The 24,306-nt window shown below is 70.9% G+C and carries 22 protein-coding genes and 1 pseudogene; 16 read left to right on the top strand and 7 right to left on the bottom strand.

The window, feature by feature from the left end:
• Nucleotides 1–42 precede the first annotated feature (42 nt).
• Nucleotides 43–1,194 (top strand): ferrochelatase, encoded by a 1,152-nt coding sequence (locus tag IF89_RS0113815; protein ID WP_030766311.1) that lies wholly within the window; start codon nucleotides 43–45, stop codon nucleotides 1,192–1,194.
• A gap of 13 nt (nucleotides 1,195–1,207) precedes the next feature.
• Nucleotides 1,208–2,008, top strand: a complete 801-nt coding sequence (locus IF89_RS0113810) for an inositol monophosphatase family protein (RefSeq protein ID WP_030766309.1) — start codon at nucleotides 1,208–1,210, stop codon at nucleotides 2,006–2,008.
• Between the two features lie 88 nt (nucleotides 2,009–2,096).
• Here IF89_RS0113810 and IF89_RS0113805 read toward each other — a convergent pair whose 3' ends face one another.
• Nucleotides 2,097–2,276: a hypothetical protein gene (locus IF89_RS0113805; RefSeq protein ID WP_030766306.1), complete on the bottom strand. Its 180-nt coding sequence runs from the start codon at nucleotides 2,274–2,276 to the stop codon at nucleotides 2,097–2,099.
• A 246-nt stretch (nucleotides 2,277–2,522) separates the two neighbouring features.
• On the opposite strand from IF89_RS0113805, the gene IF89_RS0113800 reads away from it, so the two are divergent.
• From IF89_RS0113800 to IF89_RS0113785, 4 genes are all read left to right on the top strand, one after another.
• On the top strand, nucleotides 2,523–3,176 hold the full coding sequence (locus IF89_RS0113800) for a response regulator transcription factor (RefSeq protein WP_030008767.1): 654 nt from the start codon (nucleotides 2,523–2,525) through the stop codon (nucleotides 3,174–3,176).
• A gap of 4 nt (nucleotides 3,177–3,180) precedes the next feature.
• A complete protein-coding gene (locus IF89_RS0113795) occupies nucleotides 3,181–4,425 on the top strand; it encodes a sensor histidine kinase (protein WP_030766303.1) in 1,245 nt (414 codons plus the stop codon).
• A gap of 383 nt (nucleotides 4,426–4,808) precedes the next feature.
• Nucleotides 4,809–5,105 carry a DUF4193 domain-containing protein gene (locus IF89_RS0113790; protein WP_030036261.1) on the top strand — a complete coding sequence of 99 codons (297 nt, stop codon included), beginning with the start codon at nucleotides 4,809–4,811 and terminating at the stop codon, nucleotides 5,103–5,105.
• Between the two features lie 12 nt (nucleotides 5,106–5,117).
• On the top strand, nucleotides 5,118–6,047 hold the full coding sequence (locus IF89_RS0113785; protein ID WP_030766301.1) for a hypothetical protein: 930 nt from the start codon (nucleotides 5,118–5,120) through the stop codon (nucleotides 6,045–6,047).
• A gap of 55 nt (nucleotides 6,048–6,102) precedes the next feature.
• On the opposite strand, the gene IF89_RS0113780 is transcribed toward IF89_RS0113785, so the two are convergent.
• Entirely contained in the window at nucleotides 6,103–6,561 is a 459-nt protein-coding gene (locus tag IF89_RS0113780; protein ID WP_030766298.1) for a DUF3093 domain-containing protein, read from the bottom strand.
• 58 nt (nucleotides 6,562–6,619) lie between these two features.
• On the opposite strand from IF89_RS0113780, the gene IF89_RS0113775 reads away from it, so the two are divergent.
• The 7 genes from IF89_RS0113775 (at nucleotide 6,620) to IF89_RS0113745 (ending at nucleotide 13,318) form a co-directional block, all read left to right on the top strand.
• Nucleotides 6,620–7,204: a PaaI family thioesterase gene (locus IF89_RS0113775; protein ID WP_030766295.1), complete on the top strand. Its 585-nt coding sequence runs from the start codon at nucleotides 6,620–6,622 to the stop codon at nucleotides 7,202–7,204.
• Nucleotides 7,204–7,749 (top strand): dUTP diphosphatase, encoded by a 546-nt coding sequence (gene dut / locus IF89_RS0113770; RefSeq protein WP_030766292.1) that lies wholly within the window; start codon nucleotides 7,204–7,206, stop codon nucleotides 7,747–7,749. The genes IF89_RS0113775 and dut overlap by 1 nt, the downstream gene beginning before the upstream one ends.
• Before the next feature lies 1 nt (nucleotide 7,750).
• Nucleotides 7,751–8,536 carry a DUF3710 domain-containing protein gene (locus IF89_RS0113765; RefSeq protein WP_030766290.1) on the top strand — a complete coding sequence of 262 codons (786 nt, stop codon included), beginning with the start codon at nucleotides 7,751–7,753 and terminating at the stop codon, nucleotides 8,534–8,536.
• A gap of 201 nt (nucleotides 8,537–8,737) precedes the next feature.
• The gene (locus IF89_RS0113760; RefSeq protein WP_078628286.1) at nucleotides 8,738–11,386 is read left to right on the top strand and encodes a sensor histidine kinase; all 2,649 of its coding nucleotides are present in this window, start codon (nucleotides 8,738–8,740) and stop codon (nucleotides 11,384–11,386) included.
• Nucleotides 11,383–12,069, top strand: a complete 687-nt coding sequence (locus IF89_RS0113755; RefSeq protein ID WP_030766273.1) for a response regulator — start codon at nucleotides 11,383–11,385, stop codon at nucleotides 12,067–12,069. Before IF89_RS0113760 ends, IF89_RS0113755 begins: the two co-directional genes overlap by 4 nt.
• 25 nt (nucleotides 12,070–12,094) lie before the next feature.
• Nucleotides 12,095–12,514 carry an OB-fold nucleic acid binding domain-containing protein gene (locus tag IF89_RS0113750; protein ID WP_078628285.1) on the top strand — a complete coding sequence of 140 codons (420 nt, stop codon included), beginning with the start codon at nucleotides 12,095–12,097 and terminating at the stop codon, nucleotides 12,512–12,514.
• 6 nt (nucleotides 12,515–12,520) lie between these two features.
• A complete protein-coding gene (locus IF89_RS0113745) occupies nucleotides 12,521–13,318 on the top strand; it encodes a DUF3159 domain-containing protein (RefSeq protein WP_043193912.1) in 798 nt (265 codons plus the stop codon).
• Between the two features lie 219 nt (nucleotides 13,319–13,537).
• On the opposite strand, the gene IF89_RS0113740 is transcribed toward IF89_RS0113745, so the two are convergent.
• Together IF89_RS0113740 and IF89_RS0113735 are read right to left on the bottom strand one after the other, a co-directional pair.
• Nucleotides 13,538–14,200 (bottom strand): potassium channel family protein, encoded by a 663-nt coding sequence (locus IF89_RS0113740; RefSeq protein ID WP_030766264.1) that lies wholly within the window; start codon nucleotides 14,198–14,200, stop codon nucleotides 13,538–13,540.
• Nucleotides 14,197–14,865, bottom strand: a complete 669-nt coding sequence (locus tag IF89_RS0113735) for a potassium channel family protein (RefSeq protein WP_030766261.1) — start codon at nucleotides 14,863–14,865, stop codon at nucleotides 14,197–14,199. Before IF89_RS0113735 ends, IF89_RS0113740 begins: the two co-directional genes overlap by 4 nt.
• Nucleotides 14,866–15,202: 337 nt before the next feature.
• Between IF89_RS0113735 and IF89_RS0113730 the strand changes: the two genes are divergently transcribed.
• Together IF89_RS0113730 and IF89_RS0113725 are read left to right on the top strand one after the other, a co-directional pair.
• Nucleotides 15,203–17,257, top strand: coding sequence for an APC family permease (locus IF89_RS0113730; RefSeq protein WP_030766258.1), 2,055 nt, complete (start codon nucleotides 15,203–15,205; stop codon nucleotides 17,255–17,257).
• A gap of 103 nt (nucleotides 17,258–17,360) precedes the next feature.
• Nucleotides 17,361–18,692, top strand: coding sequence for a class I SAM-dependent RNA methyltransferase (locus IF89_RS0113725; protein WP_030766254.1), 1,332 nt, complete (start codon nucleotides 17,361–17,363; stop codon nucleotides 18,690–18,692).
• Between the two features lie 123 nt (nucleotides 18,693–18,815).
• Here the strand turns inward: IF89_RS0113725 and IF89_RS44590 are convergent.
• Nucleotides 18,816–19,437: pseudogene (locus IF89_RS44590) on the bottom strand (helicase-related protein); the annotation flags it as partial.
• Between the two features lie 277 nt (nucleotides 19,438–19,714).
• Here IF89_RS44590 and IF89_RS0113720 point away from each other — a divergent pair.
• Complete coding sequence (locus IF89_RS0113720; protein WP_030766251.1) at nucleotides 19,715–21,829, top strand: DUF2075 domain-containing protein; 2,115 nt, start codon at nucleotides 19,715–19,717, stop codon at nucleotides 21,827–21,829.
• A 52-nt stretch (nucleotides 21,830–21,881) separates the two neighbouring features.
• Here the strand turns inward: IF89_RS0113720 and IF89_RS47620 are convergent, their stop codons facing one another.
• A complete protein-coding gene (locus IF89_RS47620; RefSeq protein WP_234327755.1) occupies nucleotides 21,882–22,010 on the bottom strand; it encodes a DUF6408 family protein in 129 nt (42 codons plus the stop codon).
• Nucleotides 22,011–22,207: 197 nt separating this feature from the next.
• On the bottom strand, nucleotides 22,208–24,070 hold the full coding sequence (locus IF89_RS0113710; protein WP_030766249.1) for a DUF2075 domain-containing protein: 1,863 nt from the start codon (nucleotides 24,068–24,070) through the stop codon (nucleotides 22,208–22,210).
• Nucleotides 24,071–24,306: the final 236 nt, after the last annotated feature.

The raw sequence follows: 24,306 nt of genomic DNA, 5'->3' as shown, positions 1-24,306 counted from the left end.
GGCGGTTCTCTCCGGAGCGGCCCGAGTGGCAGGATTCGAGGCATGTCAGACCAGCTCCCCCCGCCCGCCGGCGGGCCCGCCGCCCCGTACGACGCCCTGCTGCTGCTCTCCTTCGGCGGCCCCGAGGGGCCCGAAGACGTCGTGCCCTTCCTGGAGAACGTCACGCGCGGGCGCGGGATCCCGCGCGAGCGTCTCAAGGAGGTCGGACAGCACTACTTCGGCTTCGGCGGGGTCAGCCCGATCAACGCGCAGAACCGCGCGCTGCTGGACGCGCTGCGCAAGGACTTCGCCGAGCACGGGGTGGACCTGCCCGTCTACTGGGGCAACCGCAACTGGGCCCCCTACCTGACCGACGTCGTGCGGGAGATGGCCGCCGACGGGCGCCGCCGCATCGCCGTCCTCGCGACCAGCGCCTACGCCTCGTACTCGGGCTGCCGGCAGTACCGGGAGAACCTCGCCGACGCGCTGGCCGCCCTGGCCGAGGAGGGCGTGGAGCCGCCGAGGGTCGACAAGCTGCGGCACTACTTCAACCACCCCGGTTTCGTCGAGCCCATGATCGACGGTGTGGTGGCCGCGCTCGACGCGCTGCCGGAGGAGGTGCGCGCCGGGGCGCACCTCGCCTTCACCACGCACTCCATTCCGACCGCCGCCGCGGACACCTCCGGCCCCGTCGAGGACCACACGGAGGGCGGGGAGGGCGGCGCGTACGTCAAGCAGCACCTCGACGTCGCCCGGGTGATCGCGGACGAGGTGGCGGTGCGGACCGGTGTCGCGCGCCCCTGGAAGCTCGTCTACCAGTCCCGCAGCGGCGCCCCGCACATCCCGTGGCTGGAGCCGGACATCTGCGACCACCTGGAGGCCCTGCACGCCGAGGGCGCGCCGGCCGCGGTCATGGTGCCCATCGGCTTCGTCTCCGACCACATGGAGGTCCTGTACGACCTCGACACCGAGGCGACCGCGAAGGCCGCGGAACTGGGCCTGCCGGTGGCGCGGTCGGCGACCGTCGGTGCCGACCCGGCGTTCGCCGGGGCCGTACGGGAACTCGTGCTGGAGCGCGCCGCCAAGGAGCGCGGCGAGGCGGCCGAGGAGTGCTGGGTGGGCCTGCTGGGCCAGAGCCACGACGTGTGCGCGGTGGGCTGCTGCCCGGCGCGCAGCCCCCGGCCGGCCGCCGCGGGCGCGGACAGCCCGTACTAGGAAGAGGAACCTGATGTCCGAAGAGCTGATGGCACACCTGCTGGACGTGGGCATGGAGGCCGCCCGGCAGGCCGGGGCTCTGCTGCGCGACGGCCGGCCGGCCGACCTGGCGGTGGCGGCGACGAAGACCAGCCCCATCGACGTGGTGACCGAGATGGACATCGCGGCGGAGAAGCTGATCACCGGCATCCTCGCCGAGCGGCGGCCCGAGGACGGGCTGCTCGGCGAGGAGGGTGCCGACACCCCGGGGACGAGCGGCGTGCGCTGGGTCGTCGACCCGCTGGACGGCACCGTCAACTACCTCTACGGGCTCCCCAGCTGGGGCGTGTCCATCGCCGCCGAGTACGAGGGCGAGACCGTGGTCGGCGTCGTCGCGGCGCCGATGCGCGGGGAGGTCTACCACGCGGTCCGCGGCGGCGGCGCCTGGCTGGGCACGGCCCGCCTCGCCTGCCGGCCGGCGGCCCCGCTGGACCAGGCCCTGGTCGGGACCGGATTCGCCTACGTCCAGGCCCGCCGGGCGCACCAGGCCGACGTCGCGCAGCGGATCATCCCGCTGGTGCGGGACATCCGGCGGGGCGGCTCGGCGGCGTTGGACCTGTGCGACGTGGCCGCGGGACGGCTGGACGGCTACTACGAGCGCGGGCTGAACCCGTGGGACCTGGCCGCCGGTGAGCTGATCGCCCGGGAGGCCGGGGCCGTGACCGGAGGCCGCCCGGGTCGGCCGGCCTCCGGGGAGCTGGCACTGGCCGCCACCCCGGCCGTCTTCGCCTCGCTCCAGCCGCTGCTGGAGGAGTCCGGGGCCTGGCACGACTGAGCGGGGCCGGGCGGACGTACGTGGACCCCGGCCGCCCCTTCGGGCGGCCGGGGTCCACGTACGTCCCGGATCGGCGCTCGGCAGCCGGTCAGCAGGCGGGAACGGCGGCCGTGACCGGCACGCCGTGCTCGGCGGCCAGGCGCTGGAGGTCCTCCAGCTCCGCCAGTTCCACTTCCGCGAGGAAGTCGTCGCCCGTCTCACGGGCGTGCCTGAGATCCGACTGCGTGGCCCTGATGCGCTGCAGGAGACCCGCGGTGAATGCGTCCATGATGGGTTCGCCCCCTCTTCGTGGGTCGGCGGCGGCACGTGGCGATACCGCCGTCAGGGAGTGGATGGGGTGTTCTCACGTCCTCCCCGGCACCCTGGGCCCAGAAACCTCCGGAAGCGAAGGAATCCCCACTTCCGCCCCGCGGGCCCCTCCCTGACCCGTCTTACAGCCGGTTTACGGCCGAAACGGGCAGGATGTACGACGCAATACACGTGTGCCCTTCTGGGCTCGGAGGAAGGAAACGACGTGCGCGTACTCGTCGTCGAGGACGAGCAGCTGCTCGCCGATGCGGTGGCCACCGGCCTGCGCCGGGAGGCCATGGCCGTGGACGTCGTGTACGACGGCGCCGCCGCCCTGGAGCGGGTCGGCGTGAACGACTACGACGTGGTCGTGCTCGACCGGGACCTCCCGCTGGTCCATGGTGACGACGTGTGCCGGAAGATCGTCGAGCTCGGCATGCCGACCCGCGTACTGATGCTGACCGCCTCCGGTGACGTGAGCGACCGCGTGGAGGGCCTGGAGCTCGGGGCGGACGACTACCTGCCCAAGCCGTTCGCCTTCACCGAGCTGACCGCCCGCGTGCGGGCGCTGGGCCGGCGCACCACCGTCGCGCTGCCGCCCGTGCTGGAGCGGGCCGGCATCAAGCTGGACCCCAACCGGCGCGAGGTGTTCCGCGAGGGCAAGGAGGTGCAGCTGGCCCCGAAGGAGTTCGCGGTGCTGGAGGTCCTCATGCGCAGCGAGGGGACCGTCGTCTCGGCCGAGCAGCTGCTGGAGAAGGCCTGGGACGAGAACACCGACCCGTTCACCAACGTGGTGCGCGTGACGGTGATGACCCTGCGCCGCAAGCTGGGCGAGCCGCCCGTCATCGTGACGGTGCCCGGCTCCGGATACCGGATCTGACCGCGTGGCGACCACCCCGGCGCCACCGGCGGCGCCCCCGAAACCGACCTGGGACCCCGGCCAGCCCGAGGGTCCCTTCCCGTGGCTGAGGCCGACCATCCGGATACGCCTCACCCTGCTCTACGGCGGCATGTTCCTGATCGCGGGCATCCTGCTGCTGTCGATCATCTACCTGCTGGCGGCCCAGGCCCTGCGCCAGGGCAACGCCCTGCCGTTCCAGATCGTCGGCGGCCAGGTCAAGGTCACGAGCAGTTCCTGCCCCGGAGTGGTGGGACTCGAACTGCCACCCGACCAGTTCAACGCCGCGATCGGCCAGTGCATCCTCGAACAGCGCCGACACGCCCTGGACGACCTGCTGAGCCGCTCGCTGATGGCCCTGCTGGGCCTGAGCATCATCGCCTTCGCCTTCGGCTACGCGATGGCCGGCCGGGTGCTCTCGCCCCTGGGCAAGATCACCCGTACCGCCCGCCGGGTGGTCGGCTCCGACCTGACCCGGCGGATCGAGCTGGACGGCCCGGACGACGAGCTCAAGGAGCTCGCCGACACCTTCGACGAGATGCTCGACCGGCTGGAGCGGGCCTTCACCGCCCAGCAGCGGTTCGTCGCCAACGCCTCGCACGAGCTGCGGACACCGCTGGCGATCAACCGGACCCTGCTGGAGGTGCACCTGTCCGACCCGGGTGCCCCGGTGGAGCTCCAGCAGCTCGGCAAGACCCTGCTCGCCACCAACGAGCGCAGCGAGCAGCTGGTCGAGGGCCTGCTGCTGCTGGCCCGCAGCGAGAACCAGATCGTCGAGCGCAAGCCCGTGGACATGGCGGAGGTCGCCTCGCGCGCCGTCGACCAGGTCCGTGGCGAGGCCGACGCCAAGGGCGTGGAGCTCCGCGGCGAGCGCGCTCCCGCGGTCGTCCAGGGCAACGGCGTCCTGCTGGAGCGGATCGCCCTCAACCTGGTGCAGAACGCCGTCCGGTACAACGTGCCGGAGGACGGCTGGGTGGAGGTCACCACCGAGGCGCAGCACGGCCAGGCGGTGCTTCTGGTGTCGAACACGGGTCCCGTGGTTCCCGCGTACGAGGTGGACAACCTCTTCGAGCCGTTCAGGCGGCTGCGTACGGAGCGCACGGGCAGCGACAAGGGTGTCGGGCTGGGGCTGTCGATCGCACGCTCCGTGGCGCGCGCCCACGGCGGCAGGATCCAGGCGATGCCCCGGGAGGGCGGTGGCCTCGTGATGCGTGTCACTCTGCCGTTGTGAGACGCCCCACCCGGTGTTCGCTGAAGGCTGAATGTGTGGCCGATGAAGGCATTCGCCCCTGTGTGATCGATCACAGTCGGCGGTGTCCGGCCCTGCGCGTTCGGTGACTCGGGGGCGGCCGGAACGCCCGGGAAGTCCGGGTTTCCGGCCCCCCGAATGGCGGGAAATACACCGGGTGGCGTTTGTGCAAGACGGCGCCCGGACCGTGTACGGTCCCGGTCGTCATCCCAGCCGATCGCCCCTTCAGGTGGGCGGCTGGGTGTCGATTGAGTAACAGACCTTGATGTGAGGCAAAATCTCCGCCTCAGGTCGGGCACAAGTCCGGCCTCTCGTGCGTTACGTGCGCTGAGACACCGCTAACACCCAGAGGGGGAGAGCGAACAATGGCAACGGACTACGACACCCCGCGCAAGACCGACGACGACGTCGACAACGACAGCATCGAGGAGCTGAAGGCTCGACGCAACGAGAAGTCGTCCTCGTCCGTCGACATGGACGAATTCGACTCGGCCGAGAGCCTGGAGCTTCCCGGCGCCGACCTCTCCAACGAGGAGCTGGCCGTCCGGGTCCTGCCCAAGCAGGCCGACGAGTTCACCTGCATGAGCTGCTTCCTGGTGCACCACCGCAGCCAGCTGGCGCGCGAGAAGAACGGCCAGCCGATCTGTCGCGACTGCGACTGAGAGGCGTCGGCCGTGGCTGGCTCGACACCCTTCCGGAAGCGCCCCTTCCGGAAGAAAGGTGATCCGGCGGAGACGCAGGTGGTGACCACGGGCCCGGAGACGGGTCCCGACGCCCCCGGCGGCTCCGCCAGTGCGGCGCCCGCCGTGCCCTCGGGCGCCGACGCGGCGGTGTCGGCCGCGGAGTCCGGCGAGGGATCCCGGCGCGGCCCCGGGGCCCGTGGGCTGCACGCCGTCAGGAACGGCGTGCGCAAGGGCGGCGAAGGCGTGCGCGGCGCCGCCCTGTACATCACCGACAGGATCATCGAGAACGCCCCGCGCATCCCGGTCCGGGACCTCGCGACCCTGCGGGCGCAGTTCCCCGGCCTCGGCCCCGAACAACTGGCCGACAAGCTGGTCTCCGGCGCCACCGCCGCCTCGGCGACCGTGGGGGCCGGCATCGGAGCGGCGGCCATGCTGCCCGTGCCGCCCGCGATGCCCGCCGAGCTCGCCGCGGAGATCACCGGCGTCGCGGCGATCGAGCTGAAGCTCATCGCGGAACTCCACGAGGTCTACGGCCAGCGGCCGCACGGCAACCTCAAGGAGCGCACCTTCGCCTACCTGACTGCGTGGACCGAGGAGCGCGGCGTCGACCTGACCAGGCCGACGACGCTCAACGCCGCCCTCGGCGGTCAGATGAAGCGCGAACTGCGCCAGCAGATCGTGAAGCGGATGATCCGCAGCCTGCCGAACCTCATGCCGTTCATGGTCGGCGCGGCGGTCGGCGCGGTCATGAACCGCCGCGACACCCGCAAGCTCGCCGAGAAGGTCCGTGCAGACCTGCGCAAGCAGGCGGTGGCCTGGGAGGCCCTGCGCACCCTGCCGCCCCTGGAACGGCCTGTGGAGCCCCTTCCCGAGGCCACCAGGGCCGCCCTGGAGGGGCCGGAGTACTTCACGCGCGACTGATGCCGCCCGCGGCCCCCGAGGAAGGAGCCGCGGGGCGCCGCGAGACCGCGCGTGCTCAGGCGGCCCGCGCCGCCCGCAGGGCCGAGACCAGTGCCTGCGGCTCGCGGGTGGAGACGTACACGTAGGGCGTCGGGTCGGCCGGATCGGTGACCTCGATGCGGACCGCCGTCGGCACGTAGCTGCGCATCAGCATGAAGGCCCGGGTGTCCGCCTTGTACGTCCGCCAGGCGCGGGCCTCCTCGGCGTCCAGGACTTCCGGCTCGCCCAGCGCCGACACCGGGATCCGCGCGTCACCGACGGCCAGCGCACCGTTCACCACGCGCACGCGCGCGGAGCCGTACGAACTCACCAGCAGACCGGCCAGCGCGGTGCCGCCGACGAGGCCGGCGAGCAGCGGCAGCGTGCCCAGGGGCAGCAGCATCAGTGCGCCCGCGAGGCCGGTCATGACGGCGATGGCCCACCAGGAGCGGGGGGCGGTCAGGCGTTCGTCGTGGTGCGCGGTGGAGAGCTGCATGCGCTCAAGCCTGCCACGAGGCGACCGGTGGGTAGCCGCGCGGGTAAGGTCTGCGGCTGTGAGTGGACGAAACACAGCGCTGACGCCGCCGGCCGATGCCGCCGCACCGGTCCGGCATCCCGACGCGCCGGCCCCCGGCGAACTCCTCGGTGCCCACTACGAGCACTGCTTCGGCTGCGGCGGTGGCCAGCCGCACGGCCTGCACCTGGAGGCCCGGGCCGGCGACGGCGTCCGCGTGAGCGCCGAGTTCACCGTCAGGCCCGCCCACCAGGGCGCTCCCGGCCTCGCCCACGGCGGGGTGCTCGCCACCGCACTCGACGAGACGCTGGGCTCGCTGAACTGGCTGCTGCGCGTCATCGCCGTGACGGGACGGCTGGAGACGGACTTCGTGCGCCCGGTGCCCGTGGGCACCCTGCTGCACCTGGAGGCCGAGGTCACCGCCGTCGCCGGCCGGAAGATCTTCTGCACGGCCGTCGGCCGGATAGGCGGGCCGCAGGGCCCGGTCGCGGTCCGCGCCGACGCGCTCTTCATCGAAGTGAAGGTCGACCACTTCATCGACAACGGACGGCCCGAGGAGATCCAGGCGGCCATGGCCGACCCGGACCAGGTCAGGCGCGCACGCGCCTTCGAGGTGAACCCCTGATGCCCCTGAACGACAACGCATCCCGCCACGGGGTCGACGTGCTGATCCGCCGCGTCGACCCGGAAGTCCCCATTCCGGCGTACGGGCACCCCGGGGACGCCGGCTGCGACCTGGTGACCACCGAGGCCGCCGAACTGGAGCCCGGCGAGCGTGCGGTACTGCCCACCGGGGTGTCCATCGCCCTGCCCGACGGGTACGCCGCCTTCGTGCACCCTCGGTCGGGTCTTGCCGCCCGCTGCGGGCTCGCGCTCGTGAATGCCCCGGGGACGGTGGATGCCGGGTACCGTGGAGAGATCAAGGTGATCGTGGTCAATCTCGACCCTCGCGAGAGCGTCCGGTTCGAGCGTTTCGACCGCATTGCCCAGCTGGTTGTCCAGCGGGTCGAGAAGGTGCGCTTCCACGAGGTGGCGGAACTTCCCGGCTCGGCCCGGGCCGAGGGGGGTTTCGGCTCCACCGGCGGTCATGCGGCCGTGGCCGGATCCGGGGCTGGTCAGCAGGGTGGGAATGGCTACGCTTCGGTCGTAACCGACCGGGAAGGACAGTGACGTGTTCGGACGTCGCAAGAAGAACGACTCCGCCAAGGACGGCGGCGCGGCCGAGCAGGTCGTAGACGGCGTCGCCGACGCCGAGCAGGACGACGCGGGCGAGCCGGAGGGCGCCGCCGCGCCGCGCCGGATCAACCTGCCCCCCGCCCCGCGGCCCGACGGCCCCTGGGACGTCTCCGAGGTGCTCGGCAACCCGGCCGACGGCCGGGTCGACCTGGGCGGCATCTTCGTACCCGGTGTCGACGGCATGGAACTGCGCGTCGAGGTCGCCGGGGACGCGATCGTCGCCGCCACCGTCGTCCTGGGCGACAGCGCCGTGCAGCTGCAGGCGTTCGCCGCGCCCAAGAAGGAGGGCATCTGGGGCGAGGTCCGCGACGAGATCGCCGCGGGCATCACCCAGCAGGGCGGCATCATCGAAGAGGTCCAGGGCGCGCTGGGCTGGGAGCTGCGCGCGCAGGTGCCCGTCCCGCTGCCGGACGGCCAGACCGGAGCCCAGCTGGTCCGCTTCGTCGGCGTCGACGGCCCGCGCTGGTTCCTGCGCGGCGTCATCTCCGGCCAGGGCGCGGTGCGCCCCGAGTCGGCGGGCGTGCTGGAGCAGATCTTCCGGGACACGGTCGTCGTCCGCGGTGACGGCCCGATGGCCCCCCGGGACCCGATCGTTCTGAAGCTGCCGAACGACGCCCAGATGGTGCCGGACGGCGTGCAGACGGACGATCAGGAGGGCTCCCGCTTCGGCGGCGGCATGGGTCAGCTGGAGCGCGGCCCGGAGATCACCGAGGTCCGCTGACCCGGACGGCCTCCGGCCGGCCCCCGCGCACCGGGGGACGCATCGTGAACCGCGGCCGGTGGGTCCCGCTCCCCCAGGGGCGGACCCGCCGGCTCCCGCATGCCCGGCCGCCCCGGCCCGGCGGCGTCAGGGATCCGTCAGGATCGGGCCCGGCGCTCCGATCGGTGCGTGCGCGACCCGCACGTCCCCGAGAATGAGCCCATGGGACGCGGCAGGCTCAGGATCTACCTCGGCGCGGCACCCGGTGTGGGCAAGACCTACGCGATGCTCTCCGAGGGCCACCGCAGGGTGGAGCGGGGCGCGGACTGCGTCGTCGGCTTCGCCGAGCACCACGGGCGGCCGCGCACGGAGGCCATGCTGCACGGCCTCGAACGGGTGGAGCGCCGGATCCTGACCCACCGTGGCGCCTCCTTCACCGAGATGGACGTGGACGCCGTCCTCGCCCGCGGGCCGGCCATAGCGCTCGTGGACGAGCTCGCGCACACCAACGTCCCCGGCTCGCGCAACGCCAAGCGCTGGCAGGACGTGGAGGAGCTGCTGCGGGCCGGCATCGACGTCGTGTCGACCGTCAACATCCAGCACCTGGAGTCCCTCGGCGACGTCGTCGAGTCGATCACCGGGGTGCGGCAGCGGGAGACCGTGCCCGACGAGGTCGTCCGCCGTGCCGACCAGGTGGAGCTGGTCGACATGTCCCCGCAGGCGCTGCGCCGGCGCATGGCGCACGGGAACATATACAAGCCCGAGAAGGTCGACGCGGCCCTCTCCAACTACTTCCGGCCCGGCAACCTCACGGCCCTGCGCGAGCTCGCGCTGCTGTGGGTGGCCGACCGCGCGGACGAGTACCTCCAGCAGTACCGCGGCGAGCACGGCATCCGCTCGACCTGGCAGGCGCGGGAGCGGATCGTCGTCGGGCTGACGGGCGGGCCCGAGGGGCGCACCCTCATCCGGCGCGCCTCGCGCATGGCGGCCAAGGGCTCCGGCAGCGAGATCCTCGCCGTCTACATCGCCCGCAGCGACGGCCTGACCGCAGCCTCGCCGAAAGAACTCGCGGTCCAGCGGACGCTGGTCGAGGACCTTGGCGGAACGTTTCACCATGTCATCGGCGACGACATCCCCGACGCCCTGCTCGCCTTCGCCCGCGGCGTCAACGCCACCCAGATCGTGCTCGGCTCCAGCCGCCGCCGCTCCTGGCAGTACGTCTTCGGCCCCGGCGTCGGCGCGAGCGTGGCCCGCGACTCCGGACCCGACCTCGACGTCCACATCGTGACGCACGAGGAGGTCGCCAAGGGCCGCGGCCTGCCCATGGCCCCCTCCGCCGCCCGCCTCGGGCGCAGTCGGATCCTCGCCGGGTGGGTCGTCGGGACCCTGCTCCCGGTCCTGCTGTGTCTCCTGCTCACGCACATCGCCGCGGACCTCGGCATCGCCAACGACATGCTGCTCTTCCTGGCCCTGACGGTGGCGGCCGCCCTGCTGGGCGGGCTCTGGCCGGCCCTGGCCTCCGCCGCCGTGGGCTCGCTGCTCCTGAACTACTACTTCGCGCCGCCGCTGCACCGGTTCACCGTCTCCGACCCCAGGAACATCGTCGCCATCGCCGTCTTCTTCGGCGTGGCCGTCGCCGTGGCCTCGGTGGTGGACCTGGCCGCCCGGCGCACCCACCAGGCGGCCAGGCTGCGCGCCGAGTCGGAGATCCTCTCCTTCCTCGCCGGGAGCGTGCTGCGCGGCCAGACCACCCTGGACGCGCTGTTGGAGCGCGTGCGCGAGACCTTCGCCATGGAGTCGGTGGCCCTGCTGGAACGGGCCGACGACCGGGATCCCTGGAAACGGGCCGGCAGCGTCGGCCCCCGCCCGGTCGCCCGGCCCGAGGACGCCGACGTCGACATGCCCATCGGCGACCACATGGCGCTGGCCCTGTCCGGACGGGTCCTGCCCGCCGAGGACCGCCGGGTGCTCGGCGCCTTCGCCGCCCAGGCCGCCGTGGTCCTGGACCGCCAGCGGCTGGTCGGCGAGGCCGAGGAGGCCCGCCGGCTGGCCGAGGGCAACCGGATCCGGACGGCCCTGCTGGCCGCCGTCAGCCATGACCTGCGTACGCCGCTGGCTTCCATCAAGGCATCCGTGAGCTCGCTGCGCTCCGACGACGTGCAGTGGTCCGAGGAGGACCGCGCCGAGCTGCTGGAGGGCATCGAGGACGGCGCCGACCGCCTCGACCACCTCGTGGGCAACCTGCTCGACATGTCCCGGCTGCAGACCGGGACCGTCACCCCGCTGATCCGGGAGATCGACCTCGACGAGGTGGTCCCGATGGCGCTGGGCGGCGTACCCGAGGACAGCGTGCTGCTGGACGTGCCCGAGTCGCTGCCGATGGTGGCGGTGGACCCCGGACTGCTGGAACGGGCCGTGGCCAACGTCGTGGAGAACGCCGTCAAGTACAGTCCGGCCGGCACGCCGGTGCTGGTGGCCGCCAGCACCCTCGGCGACCGCGTGGAGGTACGGGTCGTCGACCGCGGCCCGGGGGTGCCCGACGAGGCCAAGGACCGGATCTTCGCCCCCTTCCAGCGCTACGGGGACGCCCCGCGCGGCGCCGGGGTGGGCCTCGGGCTCGCCGTCGCCCGCGGATTCACCGAGTCCATGGACGGCACGCTCGCGGCCGAGGACACCCCGGGCGGCGGGCTGACCATGGTGCTGAGGCTGCGCGCGGTCCCCCGCGGCGGCGCGCCCACCCCCTCCGGCGCGGTGGACGCCGGCGCAGGCGGGGGCGACGACGATCTCGCAGCCACCGGCGCGGATGCACTGCAGCCCGGTCACGACCGTGACCGGCGGACGAAGACGCGACAGAAGGCAGGACCCCAATGACCCGGGTGCTCGTGGTGGACGACGAGCCGCAGATCGTCCGAGCCCTCGTGATCAATCTGAAGGCACGCAGGTACGAGGTCGACGCCGCCGCCGACGGTGCCGGCGCCCTGGAGCTCGCGGCGGCCCGCCACCCCGACGTGGTCGTCCTCGACCTCGGGCTGCCGGACATGGACGGGGTCGAGGTGATCAAGGGCCTGCGCGGCTGGACCCGCGTCCCCATCCTGGTCCTCTCCGCCCGGCACAGCTCCGACGAGAAGGTCGAGGCACTGGACGCCGGCGCCGACGACTACGTGACCAAGCCCTTCGGCATGGACGAACTGCTGGCCAGGCTGCGCGCCGCCGTCCGCCGCGCGGAGCCGGCCGCCGGCGCCGGCGGGGGCGAGGTCGTCGTCTCGACCGAGGGCTTCACCGTGGACCTGGCCGCGAAGAAGGCGGTGCGCGAGGGGCGCGACGTACGGCTCACGCCCACCGAGTGGCACCTGCTGGAGGTCCTGGTCCGCAACGGCGGCAAGCTGGTCAGCCAGAAGCAGCTGCTCCAGGAGGTCTGGGGGCCGTCGTACGGCACCGAGACCAACTACCTGCGGGTCTACATGGCCCAGTTGCGGCGCAAGCTGGAGGCCGACCCCTCGCATCCGCGGCACTTCATCACCGAACCGGGCATGGGATACCGCTTCGAGAGGTAGTGGGCGGGCCGGTAGGCTTTCTCGTATGAGTGCTGAACCGCGTCCCGAGAAGCCCGCGAAGCCGGCCAGGCCGGCGGGCCGGTTCCGCCGGATGATCGAGCGGCTGTCGACCTCGCAGGAGGACCTGCACTCCGCGGAGCTGCAGGAGGACGCAGAGGCCGCGGGGTGCACGCGGATCTGCGACTGCGACGACCGTCAGATAGTCAAGGTGACCGGCACCCTGCGTACGGTCACCCTCCGCCCGAGGGCCGGCGTCCCCGCCCTGGAGGCCGAGCTCTTCGACGGCTCCGGCGCGGTGGACGTGGTGTGGCTCGGGCGTCGCTCGATCGTGGGAATCGAGCCCGGGCGACGCATGATCGCCTCCGGGCGGATCTCGCTGAGCCACGGCCGTCGGGTGCTGTTCAACCCGAAGTACGAACTCCGACCGCTCGGACAGGAGCAGTAACCGGCGATGTCACTCGACGAACCGACCAACCCGGAGCCCGGCGCCGGGCCGCCCGCTTCCGCCGACCGGTCCGCGGATCGGGCCGCCGACCGGGCAGCGGACCCGTCCGCCGCCGCGTCCGCGGACCAGAAGGCCGTGACGCAGGCGGCACTCTTCGACGCGTTCGGAGGTGTCCGGGGCACGATCGAGACGATGCTCCCCGGGCTGCTCTTCGTCATGATCTACACGGTCAACAAGGACGTGAAGATGTCCGCCCTCGCGGCGGGCGCGGTCGCTGTGCTGCTGGTCATCGTGCGGCTGCTGCGCAAGGACACGGTGAAGCACGCCTTCAGCGGCGTCTTCGGCGTGGGCGTGGGCGTGGCCTTCGCCCTCTTCACGGGCAGCGCGAAGGGCTTCTACCTGCCGGGCATGATCTACGGCGTCGGCCTGGGCGTCGCCTTCACGGTCTCGGCGCTGGTTGGCTTCCCACTGCTGGGCGTGATCCTCGGCCCGGTGTTCAAGGAGAACCTCTCCTGGCGCACGCGCAACCCTGGGCGCAAGAAGGCGTACACCAAGGCCAGCCTGGCCTGGGGGCTGATCTTCCTCGCCAAGTACGCGATCCTCTTCCCGCTGTACTGGTGGGGCGACGCGACGCAGCTGGGCTGGGTCCTGATCGCGCTGAAGCTCCCGCCGATGGTGCTCGCGGTGTACTTCACCTGGGTGTTCCTGGCGAAGGCGCCGCCGCCGATCGACGTGATCGCGGAGTGGGAGGCGAAGGAAGCCGCCGAGGAGGCCCGTAAGGCACCGTCCCACCGCAAGGCGTAGCGCCGGGCGGACGGACGTGAGGGTGTGAGGACGTCACAAGGGGGCGGGGACGGCCGCGCGGCCGTCCCCGCCCCCTTGTCACGTCCCCGCGTCGTGAGCGCCCGGGCGGCCCCGTGCGGCGGCTCCTGCTGGGGCCGCCGCCCCGGGGGAGAGGGCGCCGGGGGCGCACCCCGCGCAGGGTGCCGCTCCCGGCGTCCGTCGTGCGTGCCCGCAGGGCGCCTAGCGGCGGGCCTGGAGGAGGTCCTCCAGCTGCTCCTCGCGGGCCTGGGCCGCCACGAAGAGCAGTTCGTCGCCCGGCTCCAGGGTCTCTTCCCCGTGCGGGGTGAGGACCCGGTTGCCCCGGATGATGGTGACCAGCGAGGTGTCCTCGGGCCAGCTGATCTCGCTGATCTGCGTACCCGCGACCGAGGAGTCCGGCGGCAGGGTCAGCTCGACGAGGTTCGCGTCGCCGTGGCTGAAGCGCAGCAGCCGTACCAGGTCGCCGACGCTCACGGCCTCCTCGACCAGGGCCGACATCAGGCGCGGCGTGGAGACGGCGACGTCCACGCCCCAGGACTCGTTGAAGAGCCACTCGTTCTTCGGGTTGTTGACGCGGGCCACCACGCGCGGCACCCCGTACTCGGTCTTCGCGAGCAGTGAGACGACCAGGTTCACCTTGTCGTCGCCGGTCGCCGCGATGACCACGTTGCAGCGCTGCAGCGCCGCCTCGTCCAGCGAGGTGATCTCGCAGGCGTCGGCCAGCAGCCACTCCGCCTGCGGCACCCGCTCCACCGAGATGGCGGTCGGGGCCTTGTCGACCAGGAGCACCTCGTGGCCGTTCTCCAGCAGCTCACCCGCGATGGAGCGGCCCACCGCGCCCGCCCCGGCGATCGCGACCCTCATGCGTGTGCCTCCTCGGGCCCCTCGGCGAAAGCCGCCTCGACCTTCTCGATCTCGTCCGTGCGCATCATCACGTGGACGAGGTCGCCCTCCTGCAGCACGGTCTGCGACGTCGGGAGCATCGCCTCGCCGAGCCGGGTGAGGAACGCGACACGCACGCCCGTCTCGTCCTGGATCTTGCTGACCTTGTGGCCGATCCAGGCGGGTGAGGTGTGCACCTCGGCGAGCTGGACGCCGCCGCTCGGGTCCCGCCACAGCGGCTCCGCACCCGAGGGCAGCAGCCGGCGCAGCATCTGGTCGGCGGTCCACCGCACGGTGGCGACGGTGGGGATGCCCAGGCGCTGGTAGACCTCGGCGCGCTTGGGGTCGTAGATGCGCGCGGCGACGTTCTCGACGCCGAACATCTCCCGGGCCACCCGCGCGGCGATGATGTTGGAATTGTCACCACTGCTGACGGCGGCGAACGCACCCGCGTCCTCGATTCCCGCCTCCCGCAGGGTGTCCTGGTCGAAGCCGACCCCGGTGACGCGGCGGCCGCCGAAACCGGCGCCGAGCCGGCGGAATGCGGTCGGGTCCTGGTCGACGACTGCGACCGTATGACCCTGCTGTTCCAGGGTTTGCGCAAGGGCGGAGCCCACTCTTCCGCAACCCATGATGACGATGTGCACGGCCGTCCTTCCGGCTGTCAGCGACTCGCTGGTTCCCAGCCTCATTGCATCTCTGGTTTAACAGGGTCTCAGACCATGGCCCAAGCTACACACGGGCGGTCACAGGTGAGGCCTCTTGTTCGCCACTCGGGACGGGCCGGGGTCCGGCCGGGCCACTCCGGGGCACACCTGCGGCATATCCACGGCGCGTTCGCGGCGCGTTCACGGCACATCCGCGGGGTGCGCGCGGCGCGCCCGTGACGCGTCCGTGGTGCGCTCGGGGAGGAAATGCGGCGGGATTGCGGTGTGCGGGGGTGGGGGTTCGTCAGTCCGTTTTCGAACGCTTACGATCCTGTGCGTGTCCAAACTGACCGACGTGCCCAAACGGATCCTGATCGGCCGGGCGCTACGCAGCGACCGCCTCGGGGAAACACTCCTTCCCAAGCGGATCGCCCTTCCCGTCTTCGCGTCCGACCCTCTCTCCTCGGTGGCCTACGCCCCGGGCGAGGTCCTGCTGGTCCTGTCGATCGCGGGCGTCTCCGCGTACCAGTACAGTCCCTGGATCGCCCTCGCGGTCGTCGTGCTGATGTTCACCGTGGTCGCCTCCTACCGGCAGAACGTCCACGCCTACCCCAGCGGTGGCGGCGACTACGAGGTGGCCAACACCAACCTCGGACCCCAGGCCGGCCTGACCGTGGCGAGCGCGCTGCTCGTCGACTACGTTCTCACCGTCGCCGTGTCGATCTCCTCCGGGGTCGAGAACCTCGGCGCCGCGGTGCATTTCGTGATCGAGCACAAGGTGCTCTCGGCGATCGTCATGATCCTTCTGCTGACGCTGATGAACCTGCGCGGCGTGAAGGAGTCCGGCAAGCTCTTCGCGATCCCGACCTACGTCTTCGTCGCCGCCGTCTTCATCATGATCGGCTGGGGTGCCTGGAAGGGCATCGTCCTCGGCGAGAGCATGTCGGCGCCGACGGCGGACTTCGAGATCGAACCCGAGCAGAAGGGCCTCGCCGGCTTCGCGATGGTCTTCCTGCTGCTGCGCGCCTTCTCCTCCGGCTGTGCCGCCCTGACCGGCGTCGAGGCCATCAGCAACGGCGTCCCCGCCTTCCGCAAGCCCAAGAGCAAGAACGCCGCGACCACCCTCGCCCTCATGGGCGGCCTGGCGGTCACCATGTTCTGCGGCATCATCGGCCTCGCCATGGCCACCGACGTGCGGATGGCGGAGAACCCCGCCGTGGACCTGCTGGACAACGGCGTCCCGGTCGGCCCCGAGTACGTCCAGGACCCGGTGATCTCCCAGGTCGGCGAAGCCGTCTTCGGCCACGGCAGCATCTTCTTCATCGTGCTCGCCACGGCCACCGCGCTCGTCCTCTTCCTGGCCGCGAACACCGCGTACAACGGCTTCCCGCTGCTCGGCTCGATCCTCGCGCAGGACCGCTACCTGCCGCGCCAGCTGCACACGCGCGGCGACCGGCTCGCCTTCTCCAACGGCATTGTGCTCCTCGCCGGCGCGGCCATACTGCTCGTCTGGATCTACGACGCCGACTCCACGAAACTGATCCAGCTCTACATCGTCGGCGTGTTCGTGTCCTTCACGCTCAGCCAGATCGGCATGGTCCGGCACTGGAACCGGCACCTGAAGACGGAACGCGACGTGGCCGCCCGCCGGCGCATGCACCGCTCCCGGGCGATCAACACCTTCGGCGCCTTCTTCACCGGCATGGTCCTGGTCGTCGTCCTGGCCACCAAGTTCACCCACGGCGCCTGGGTCGCGCTGCTCGGCATGGTGATCTTCTACGGCACGATGACCGCGATCCGGAAGCACTACGACCGGGTCTCCGCCGAGATCGCCGCCGCCGACGGCCCCAGCGACGACAGCGTGCGCCCCTCCCGGGTCCACTCCATCGTCCTGGTCTCCAAGGTGCACAAGCCCACCCTGCGCGCCCTCGCCTTCGCCAAGCTCACCCGCTCCGACACCCTGGAAGCGGTCAGCATCAGCGTCGACCCCGCCGAGACCAAGGCACTGCGCGCGGAGTGGGACCGGCGCGGGATCAACGTCCCGCTCAAGATCCTCGACTCGCCGTACCGGGAGATCACCCGCCCCGTGGTCGAGTACGTCAAGGGCCTGCGCAGCGAGAACCCGCGCGACGCCGTCAGCGTGTACATCCCCGAGTACGTCGTCGGCCGCTGGTGGGAGCACGTGCTGCACAACCAGAGCGCACTGCGCCTCAAGGGCCGGCTGCTCTTCACCCCCGGTGTGATGGTCACCTCGGTGCCCTACCAGCTGGAATCCTCGGAACTGGCCAAACGGCGGGCGAAGAAGCGCCAGGACTGGAACGCCCCCGGATCCGTCCGACGCGGCCCGGTGGACACCCCGCGACCGCCGAAGGCGCCGAGCGGCAAGGGCTGAACGGGGTGGTGAACGGCCGGACGGGATCCACGTAAACTGGTGGGTCGGTCGTCCGGCCGTTTCCCTTTTTTGGTCTTCCCCAATCCCTTGGAGCCTCCCCGCCATGACGGAGCAGAACGAGAAGCAGTCACTGGTCGGGGAGGAGTACGAGGTCGAGGTCGGCCCCGTCGCGCACGGCGGCCACTGCATCGCCCGCACCGCCGAGGGCCGCGTCCTGTTCGTGCGCCACACCCTGCCCGGCGAGAAGGTCGTCGCGAAGGTCACCGAGGGCGACACGGACTCCCGCTTCCTGCGCGCCGACGCGATCACCGTGCTCGACGTCTCCAAGGACCGCGTCGAGGCCCCCTGCCCGTACGCCGGCCCCGGCAAGTGCGGCGGCTGCGACTGGCAGCACGCCAAGCCGGGCGCGCAGCGCCGGCTCAAGGGCGAGGTCGTCGCCGAGCAGCTGAAGCGGCTCGCCGGCCTCACCGCGGAGGAGGCCGGCTGGGACGGCACCGTGATGCCGGCCGAGGGCGACAAGCTCCCGGCCGGGCAGGTGCCGCAGTGGCGCACCCGCGTCCAGTACGCCGTCGACGAGGACGGCACCGTCGGCCTGCGCAAGCACCGCTCGCACGACATCGAGCCGATCGACCACTGCATGATCGCGGCGCCGGGCGTCAGCGAACTGGGCATCGAGAAGCAGGACTGGCCCCAGATGGCCACCGTCGAGGCCATCGCCGCCTCCGGCTCCCAGGACCGCCAGGTCGTCCTCACGCCGCGCCCCGGCGGCCGCCTGCCGCTCGTCGAGCTCGACAAGCCCGTCTCCGTCCTGCGCGTGGAGGAGAAGGACGGCGGGGTCCACCGGGTCCACGGCCGCCCCTTCGTCCGCGAGCGCGCCGACGGCCGTACGTACCGCGTGGGCATGGGCGGCTTCTGGCAGGTCCACCCGCAGGCCGCGGACACCCTGATCAAGGCCGTCATGCAGGGCCTGATGCCGCGCAAGGGCGAGATGGCCCTCGACCTGTACTGCGGCGTCGGCATCTTCGCGGGCGCGCTGGCCGAACGCCTGGGCGAGACGGGCGCCGTCCTCGGCATCGAGTCCACGAAGCGCGCCGTGGAGGATGCCCGGCACAACCTGGCGGACTTCCCCCGGGTCCGCATCGAACAGGGCAAGGTCGAGACGGTCCTCCCGAAGACCGGCATCACGGAGTGCGACCTCGTCGTCCTGGACCCCCCGCGCGCCGGCGCCGGCAAGCAGACGGTCCGCCACGTCGCCGGCCTCTCGGCCCGCCGCATCGCGTACGTGGCCTGCGACCCGGCAGCCCTGGCCCGCGACCTGGCGTACTTCGCGGAGGCCGGCTACAAGCCCCGCACCCTCCGCGTCTTCGACCTCTTCCCGATGACCCATCATGTCGAGTGCGTGGCGATCCTTGAGCCGGTGCGGGAAGGGTCCTGACCTGCGGTTTCTTAGCCTTCACTCCTTGCTCGACGTGTTTCCAGCCAAGCAAGGAGTGAAGCGGTCCGCAGACTGCTGCAAGCCGCTTGACCTGCGGACTCAGCAGGAACGCGGTCGCCCTTCGCCGGCAGCACCCATGCAGTCTTCGGGATGCTGACGCTCAAACGACGCTCGTCCTGAAGACCCGTCACATCGACCCGGCCGTGTCCCCTGCCCACTGCTGCGGACGACGGCCTTCCAGGAGCAAGTGCGCCGCGAGTCGATCTGGATGACGCGGTCCAGGTCGCCCACGTCGATGCCCAGCTCCAGTATGGAGGTGGAGACGATGACGCAGTCGCGTGCTTCGGCGAAGGCCTGTTCCGAACGGGCTCTTTCCTCGGCCGAGAGGGAGGCGTGCGAGAGGAACACTGTCACTCCGCGTGCCCGCAGGGCTGCTCCTAGCTCCTCCACCTGGCGCCTGGACTCGCAGAACACCAGCCGCTTCTCCCCCCCGGTGCAGGGCCGCGATCAACTTGGACGCGTTGTCGAGGGACCCTACGTAGTCCAATTCCACCTCGCCCGGCGGCCGAAGACTCTCGCCCGTGGCGGCCGCGGTCGGGGCCGCAGCGGGCGTCAGGGTGAGGTCGGGGGCGACGACCCGCCCCGGACGCTTACCCGCACCGGACCCCTGGAGCCAGGTGAGCAGTTGCCGAGGGTTTCCGACCGTCGCAGAGAGGCCGATCCGCTGGATGGGGCGCCCCGTGACCGGCCATCCGGCGGAGGGGAAGCTCTCGGCAGATCCTAACGGCGGGCAGTGGCATCCGGGGCAGCTGCGACGAAGCGGGCAGGGAGCTGCAGGGCGGTGGCCAGGTGCGATCCGGCCACCATGGCCGTGGTTCCGGCCGCGGGCCGGGGCGGTGCCACGTCGCAGCCGACGCCTTCTCTAAGATCACCGAACAGATTGCGGCCCGACGGGCTTCCCCACGAGGACATGCCCCCACCCGCACGAGCTACTCGTGCCCTGGGGGAACCACCTCGTGTCCATGCTCCTGCTGAAGCTTTCGGCGCAGGATCTGCTCACCCTGCATGCGCGCCGCCACATGGTGCCGCACCTCGCTGCGCGCTGGCGGTACTTCCGCGGCGCAGACGCCTCGCTCACGGAGCGCTCGGCCTGGGCGGAGAGTCTGATCAGCCTTGCGAACGATCTGGTCGCCGCCGACCGCGGAAACGTGGAATTGGTCGTGGAGTGCGCCGCCACCATGGATGAGTCCGGCCGCCCGGAACCCCGGCTGATCGACGTCGTATTGGTCGGCCGCCACCCGCACGAGCACCGGCCCTCCGTGCAACTCGTCGAATTGAAGCGCTGGTCGACGGTGACCAGGATCGAACAGGCAACCGCGGACTGGGTGCACGTGTCGGGGATGGGGGCGAAGAAGCATCCCGCGCTGCAGTTGCGTGAGTACTACGAGGCGTTCACGAGCGACAGGGGACCCTTCAGGAACACCGAATTCGAGTGCGGGGGATTCGCCTACCTGCACAACGCCACGGACGACTCGGTGCGTCCGCTGATCGGTGTGGACTCGCCCACGGGCGCGTACGCACGCGTGTACACGGCTGATCGGCGGGCCCAGCTTCTCGATGACCTCAGGGCGAGCTTCGACGCCGAGGGCGGCGCGGCCGAGGCCGTGACCATGTTGGAGACTATGGGGTTGCGCAACACACCGCTGCTCGATGCGATGAACTGGTCCCGAGGCGATGACACCGTCTTCGTCCTCCGCGGGCGCCAGAAGGTGGTCGCGGACCAGATTCTCGAAGCAGCGGCCAAGGTGCTGCCCGACCCGGAGCATCCCGCGCTGGTCCCCGACGAGAGGCGTGTGGTCTTCCTGGTCACAGGCGGCGCCGGCACCGGCAAGAGTGCCATCGGCCTGCAGGTCAAGGCACAGCTCGAGGCGCATGGGCGCACCGTGAAGTACGCCAGCGGGAGCAGGGCCTTCAACGCGGCAATCCAGGAGCACGTCGGATACGGGGACAAGGAGTTCAGGGAGACCTTCACCTACTTCAGCAACTTCGTCGACACCTCGGCGCCCCCGGTGGACGTGCTGATCTGCGACGAGGCGCATCGACTGAGGGATCGCTCGACGAACCGGTTCTGGACGCCGGAGCAGCGGGAGATCTGGGGGAAGGGACCGCAGGTGGACGAGCTCCTCGACGCGTCACGCCTGACGGTGTTCTTCCTGGACGAAGGCCAGTCCGTGCGTCCGAAAGAGGTCGGAACCGTCGCGCTGATCAAGGATGCGGCCGTGCGCCGCGGTGCGGACCTGCTCGAATACGGACTGCGCGAGCAGTTCCGCTGTGGTGGCAGTGGCTCGTACATCAGCTGGGTGCGCGAAGTCCTGGGCGTGACGGACAAGAAGCCGGAGCCCTGGAGGCCGGACGGACTGATGCACGTCGAGGTGGTGGAGACCCCGGAGGAGCTCGAACGGATCATCCTGACGGAGGCCCGGGCCGGCGCGTCCGCGCGCATGGTTGCGGGGTACTGCTGGCCCTGGACGGAGCCCGCGGGCGAGGAGAAACGCCTGGAGGCCGATGTCCGCATCGGGGACTGGCACCGGCCGTGGAACGCGAAGAGCGAGAGCTACTGCGCGGACGGGGTGCCGCCGTCGGACATCTGGTCCGTACACCCCGAGGGCCTCGGCCAGATCGGCTGCGTCTACACGGCGCAGGGCCTGGAATGGGACTGGTGCGGGGTGATCATGGGCGACGACATGGTGCGCCGTGGCGATCAGTGGGTGTTCCAGCGCGGAAAGGAGCGGAAGGAAGGCCCGGATTCGGACATCAAGCGTGTTGATGTGGCGGGTTCGCTGGATCCGAAGGTCAGCGCGTCGAGCGTGGCCGACGACGACTTCGCGCGGCTGGTCCGACAGGCGTACCACGTGCTGTTGACCCGGGCGAGCCGTGCGACGGTGCTGTACTCCACGGACGAGGAAACCCGCAGGTATCTGAAGAAACTGGTCGGTCAGGTGGAGATCCACGGGCTTCGACCCACCTGGCTGAACCTTCCGAAGGAGGCTCGCACACCGCACCTGCCGCGCGCCAACGGGAGACGCAACAAGCGCAAGCGGGGGAAGTCGTCGGGCTCCGATCTCCGACTGTTCTGACAGCGGACCGGGCTGTGGGGTGGCGGGCTCTCCGGGCCCGCCACGTACCTGCTCAGAAGAACAGGTCTGCCACCGCGGTCAGTGCCGTCACCAGAAGACTGGAGACGGCTCCGGCAGCGATGTCGATCAGGATTCCGCGAATCCGCTCACGACGCGCAGGCTTGCACTCGACGGGGGTCATACGGCCACTCCAGGTTGTGAGTTCGGAATGGCAGGGGGCGCCCTACCGGGCAGCCACGCTCGCGTCGTGTGTCGCCACACGACGGGCGCAACCATTCGTCACCGACAGCCTGTTCGGCCTCTCGCATGAACCGCAGCCTCGTACCCTCCGGGAAGGTGCGCAGCGGGATCATGCTATCCGCTGAACGGGGTCGCGGCTCAGGGAATGAGCGAACGGAGCTTCTCGCGTGTTTCAGGGTCCGTCGAGTAGACGACCGTTCCGATCATGCCGCGGGTCAGGAGTACCTTGTACGTGTTGCGGATCAGGCGGTCGATGTCCTCGTCAGGCGTCGCCTTCGTGAAGGAGGGGTCCTTCGAGGCGGTGCGGTCGACCACCCAGCGGTCTGTCCGCCAGACCAGGTCCGGGCCCATGATCACGCCCGACCAGTCGTACTCGAAGCCCTGGGCGGTGTAGACACAGCCGACCTGGCCGAAGCCCGCGGGATCAGTTGCCCAGAGCGGAGCCGGCGGTGCGCCCAGCAGAGATCGGTCCCCGTACAGGTTCCACGGCTTCGACCAGTCGCCGATGACCACGTCCGCGGGCAGCGTCGTCATCGCCGGAGTGATCTTGGTGGTCCACTTCCAGCAGTAGCCGGCGGAAAGCCGGGCGCCGTACCCCTGGGCTCGTTTGTCGCCGAGGAAGTCCTCCAGTTCCTGCGGGGTGTCCACCGTCAGCAGTTGCACCTTGCCGTCCGGTTCCCACACGATCGGTTCCTCGCCCTCGAGGCTCAGGAGACTGGTCACCCAGAGCACGTACGCGTCGCTGCCTCCGCACCGGAACTGGCTGTCCAACTCCACCAGTGTGAAATCCACTTCCTGCTCGGCTGCGGCCCGCCTGATCTGCTCGACGGTGCCCATCTCGCCGGGACGCACCACCTGGTGCTGGTCGAGGAGGAACACCGGGACCCGGGCCGCGTCGATCAGCTCCGCCACCTGTGGGCGTCCGGTGCGCAGAGCGGCCTTCGTGTAGCGGTTGGCGGAGGTCTTGCGGAGCCGGTGTGCCTCGTCGCAGACGAGCACGTCGATGTCGTTGGGCTCGGCCTCCATGAAGCTGTTGAAGTAGCGGAACAGACGCTGGACCTCGGGCTTGCGGGCGCCCGCGACCTTGCGCATGGTCTTCGTGAACGACTGCGAGCCGGTGGCGTGGAGGGCAGACACACCGCGCCGGTACAGGTCGCCGAGTACGGACAGGGCGATCACGCTCTTGCCGGACCCGGGCCCGCCGGTCACAACGACCACCTGCTTGCGGTTGGACCGGCGGGCCTTGCGGACTGCTGCCATCACCGTCTCGTAGGCGAGCCGCTGCTCGTCCAGCAGCACGAACTGCTCCCGGTCGCGGACCTCGTCGGCGGCCACGGCCATCAGCTGCCTGGACGGCCGCACCCGGGCCTGCAGGAGGTCGTCGGCGGCGGCAGCGCCCGGCTTGGCGGCCAGCCGCGAGCGCAGGTAGTCGAGGAACGCACCGCGCTGATCGGCGGTGTACATGCGACCGCGGTGGTCCTCTTCGACCTCCCGCAGCCCGGCGACCCTGGCTTCAACGGCATTGTGCAGGAAGGCCACTCCGGTGACGGAGTCGGGATTCTGCTCGAGAGCCCCGTTGAACGAGACGAGGTAGTCGCAGTAGCCCCGTACCTGCTCGATGGGGTTCAGTACCGGCTCGCGGTAGGAGGGGACGCTGCACCGCAGCGGATCCTCGTCCACTGGCTGCGCCTCGGTCCACTGCTTGAGTTCCACGACGACGTACGAGGGCTCGCCGGAAACCGGATGCATTCCGGCCAGTATCACGTCCGCGCGCTTGCTCGTCAGCGGCAGCCCGTACTCCAGCAGCATCTCGACCTCACCGAGACCCGCTTCGACCAGAGCGTGGGTGAGCGTGGGGATGCTCCGCTCCCAGGAGCGGACCTCCGCAGCGTGCGGCTTGTGGCCGTTCCTGTGGAGGAAGTTCTCGCTCAGCAGCTCCGCCAGCCGCCCCTCGAGGCGGGTGCGGTTGGCCAAGGACGCCGCGGACTCACGGAACAGCAAGAAATCGCCCCCAGGCAGCACGGAGTAGCTCGTGCGGGTGGGGGCATGTCCTTCGGTTCCACATGACGTGGAGCGGAAGCCCGGCGGGCCGCTGAGATTGTCCCTTTCATCTTATGACAGCGCGTGATCAAGCAGGCAGGTCGAAAATCACGATACGGACCGAGGCTTCAGGGTTGCTCACGGCATTCCGGAAGGTTGGCACGCTGGATCAGGCACTTCTATGGCGGCAGCCTTTG

Origin of the sequence: Streptomyces sp. NRRL F-2664 (assembly GCF_000719345.1) — a bacterium.
In the GTDB taxonomy this organism is placed as follows: domain Bacteria; phylum Actinomycetota; class Actinomycetes; order Streptomycetales; family Streptomycetaceae; genus Streptomyces.
Note: the sequence above shows the minus strand (reverse complement) of the source record. Positions and strands in the feature narration are given on the sequence as shown.

Coding starts and splice junctions, on each gene's coding strand:
- IF89_RS0113815 (WP_030766311.1), top strand. CDS start 43: ATGTCAGACCAGCTCCCCCCGCCCGCCGGCGGGCCCGCCGCCCCGTAC.
- IF89_RS0113810 (WP_030766309.1), top strand. CDS start 1,208: ATGTCCGAAGAGCTGATGGCACACCTGCTGGACGTGGGCATGGAGGCC.
- IF89_RS0113805 (WP_030766306.1), bottom strand. CDS start 2,276: ATGGACGCATTCACCGCGGGTCTCCTGCAGCGCATCAGGGCCACGCAG.
- IF89_RS0113790 (WP_030036261.1), top strand. CDS start 4,809: ATGGCAACGGACTACGACACCCCGCGCAAGACCGACGACGACGTCGAC.
- IF89_RS0113780 (WP_030766298.1), bottom strand. CDS start 6,561: ATGCAGCTCTCCACCGCGCACCACGACGAACGCCTGACCGCCCCCCGC.
- dut (WP_030766292.1), top strand. CDS start 7,204: ATGCCCCTGAACGACAACGCATCCCGCCACGGGGTCGACGTGCTGATC.
- IF89_RS0113760 (WP_078628286.1), top strand. CDS start 8,738: ATGGGACGCGGCAGGCTCAGGATCTACCTCGGCGCGGCACCCGGTGTG.
- IF89_RS0113755 (WP_030766273.1), top strand. CDS start 11,383: ATGACCCGGGTGCTCGTGGTGGACGACGAGCCGCAGATCGTCCGAGCC.
- IF89_RS0113750 (WP_078628285.1), top strand. CDS start 12,095: ATGAGTGCTGAACCGCGTCCCGAGAAGCCCGCGAAGCCGGCCAGGCCG.
- IF89_RS0113745 (WP_043193912.1), top strand. CDS start 12,521: ATGTCACTCGACGAACCGACCAACCCGGAGCCCGGCGCCGGGCCGCCC.
- IF89_RS0113740 (WP_030766264.1), bottom strand. CDS start 14,200: ATGAGGGTCGCGATCGCCGGGGCGGGCGCGGTGGGCCGCTCCATCGCG.
- IF89_RS0113725 (WP_030766254.1), top strand. CDS start 17,361: ATGACGGAGCAGAACGAGAAGCAGTCACTGGTCGGGGAGGAGTACGAG.
- IF89_RS0113720 (WP_030766251.1), top strand. CDS start 19,715: ATGCTCCTGCTGAAGCTTTCGGCGCAGGATCTGCTCACCCTGCATGCG.
- IF89_RS47620 (WP_234327755.1), bottom strand. CDS start 22,010: ATGACCCCCGTCGAGTGCAAGCCTGCGCGTCGTGAGCGGATTCGCGGA.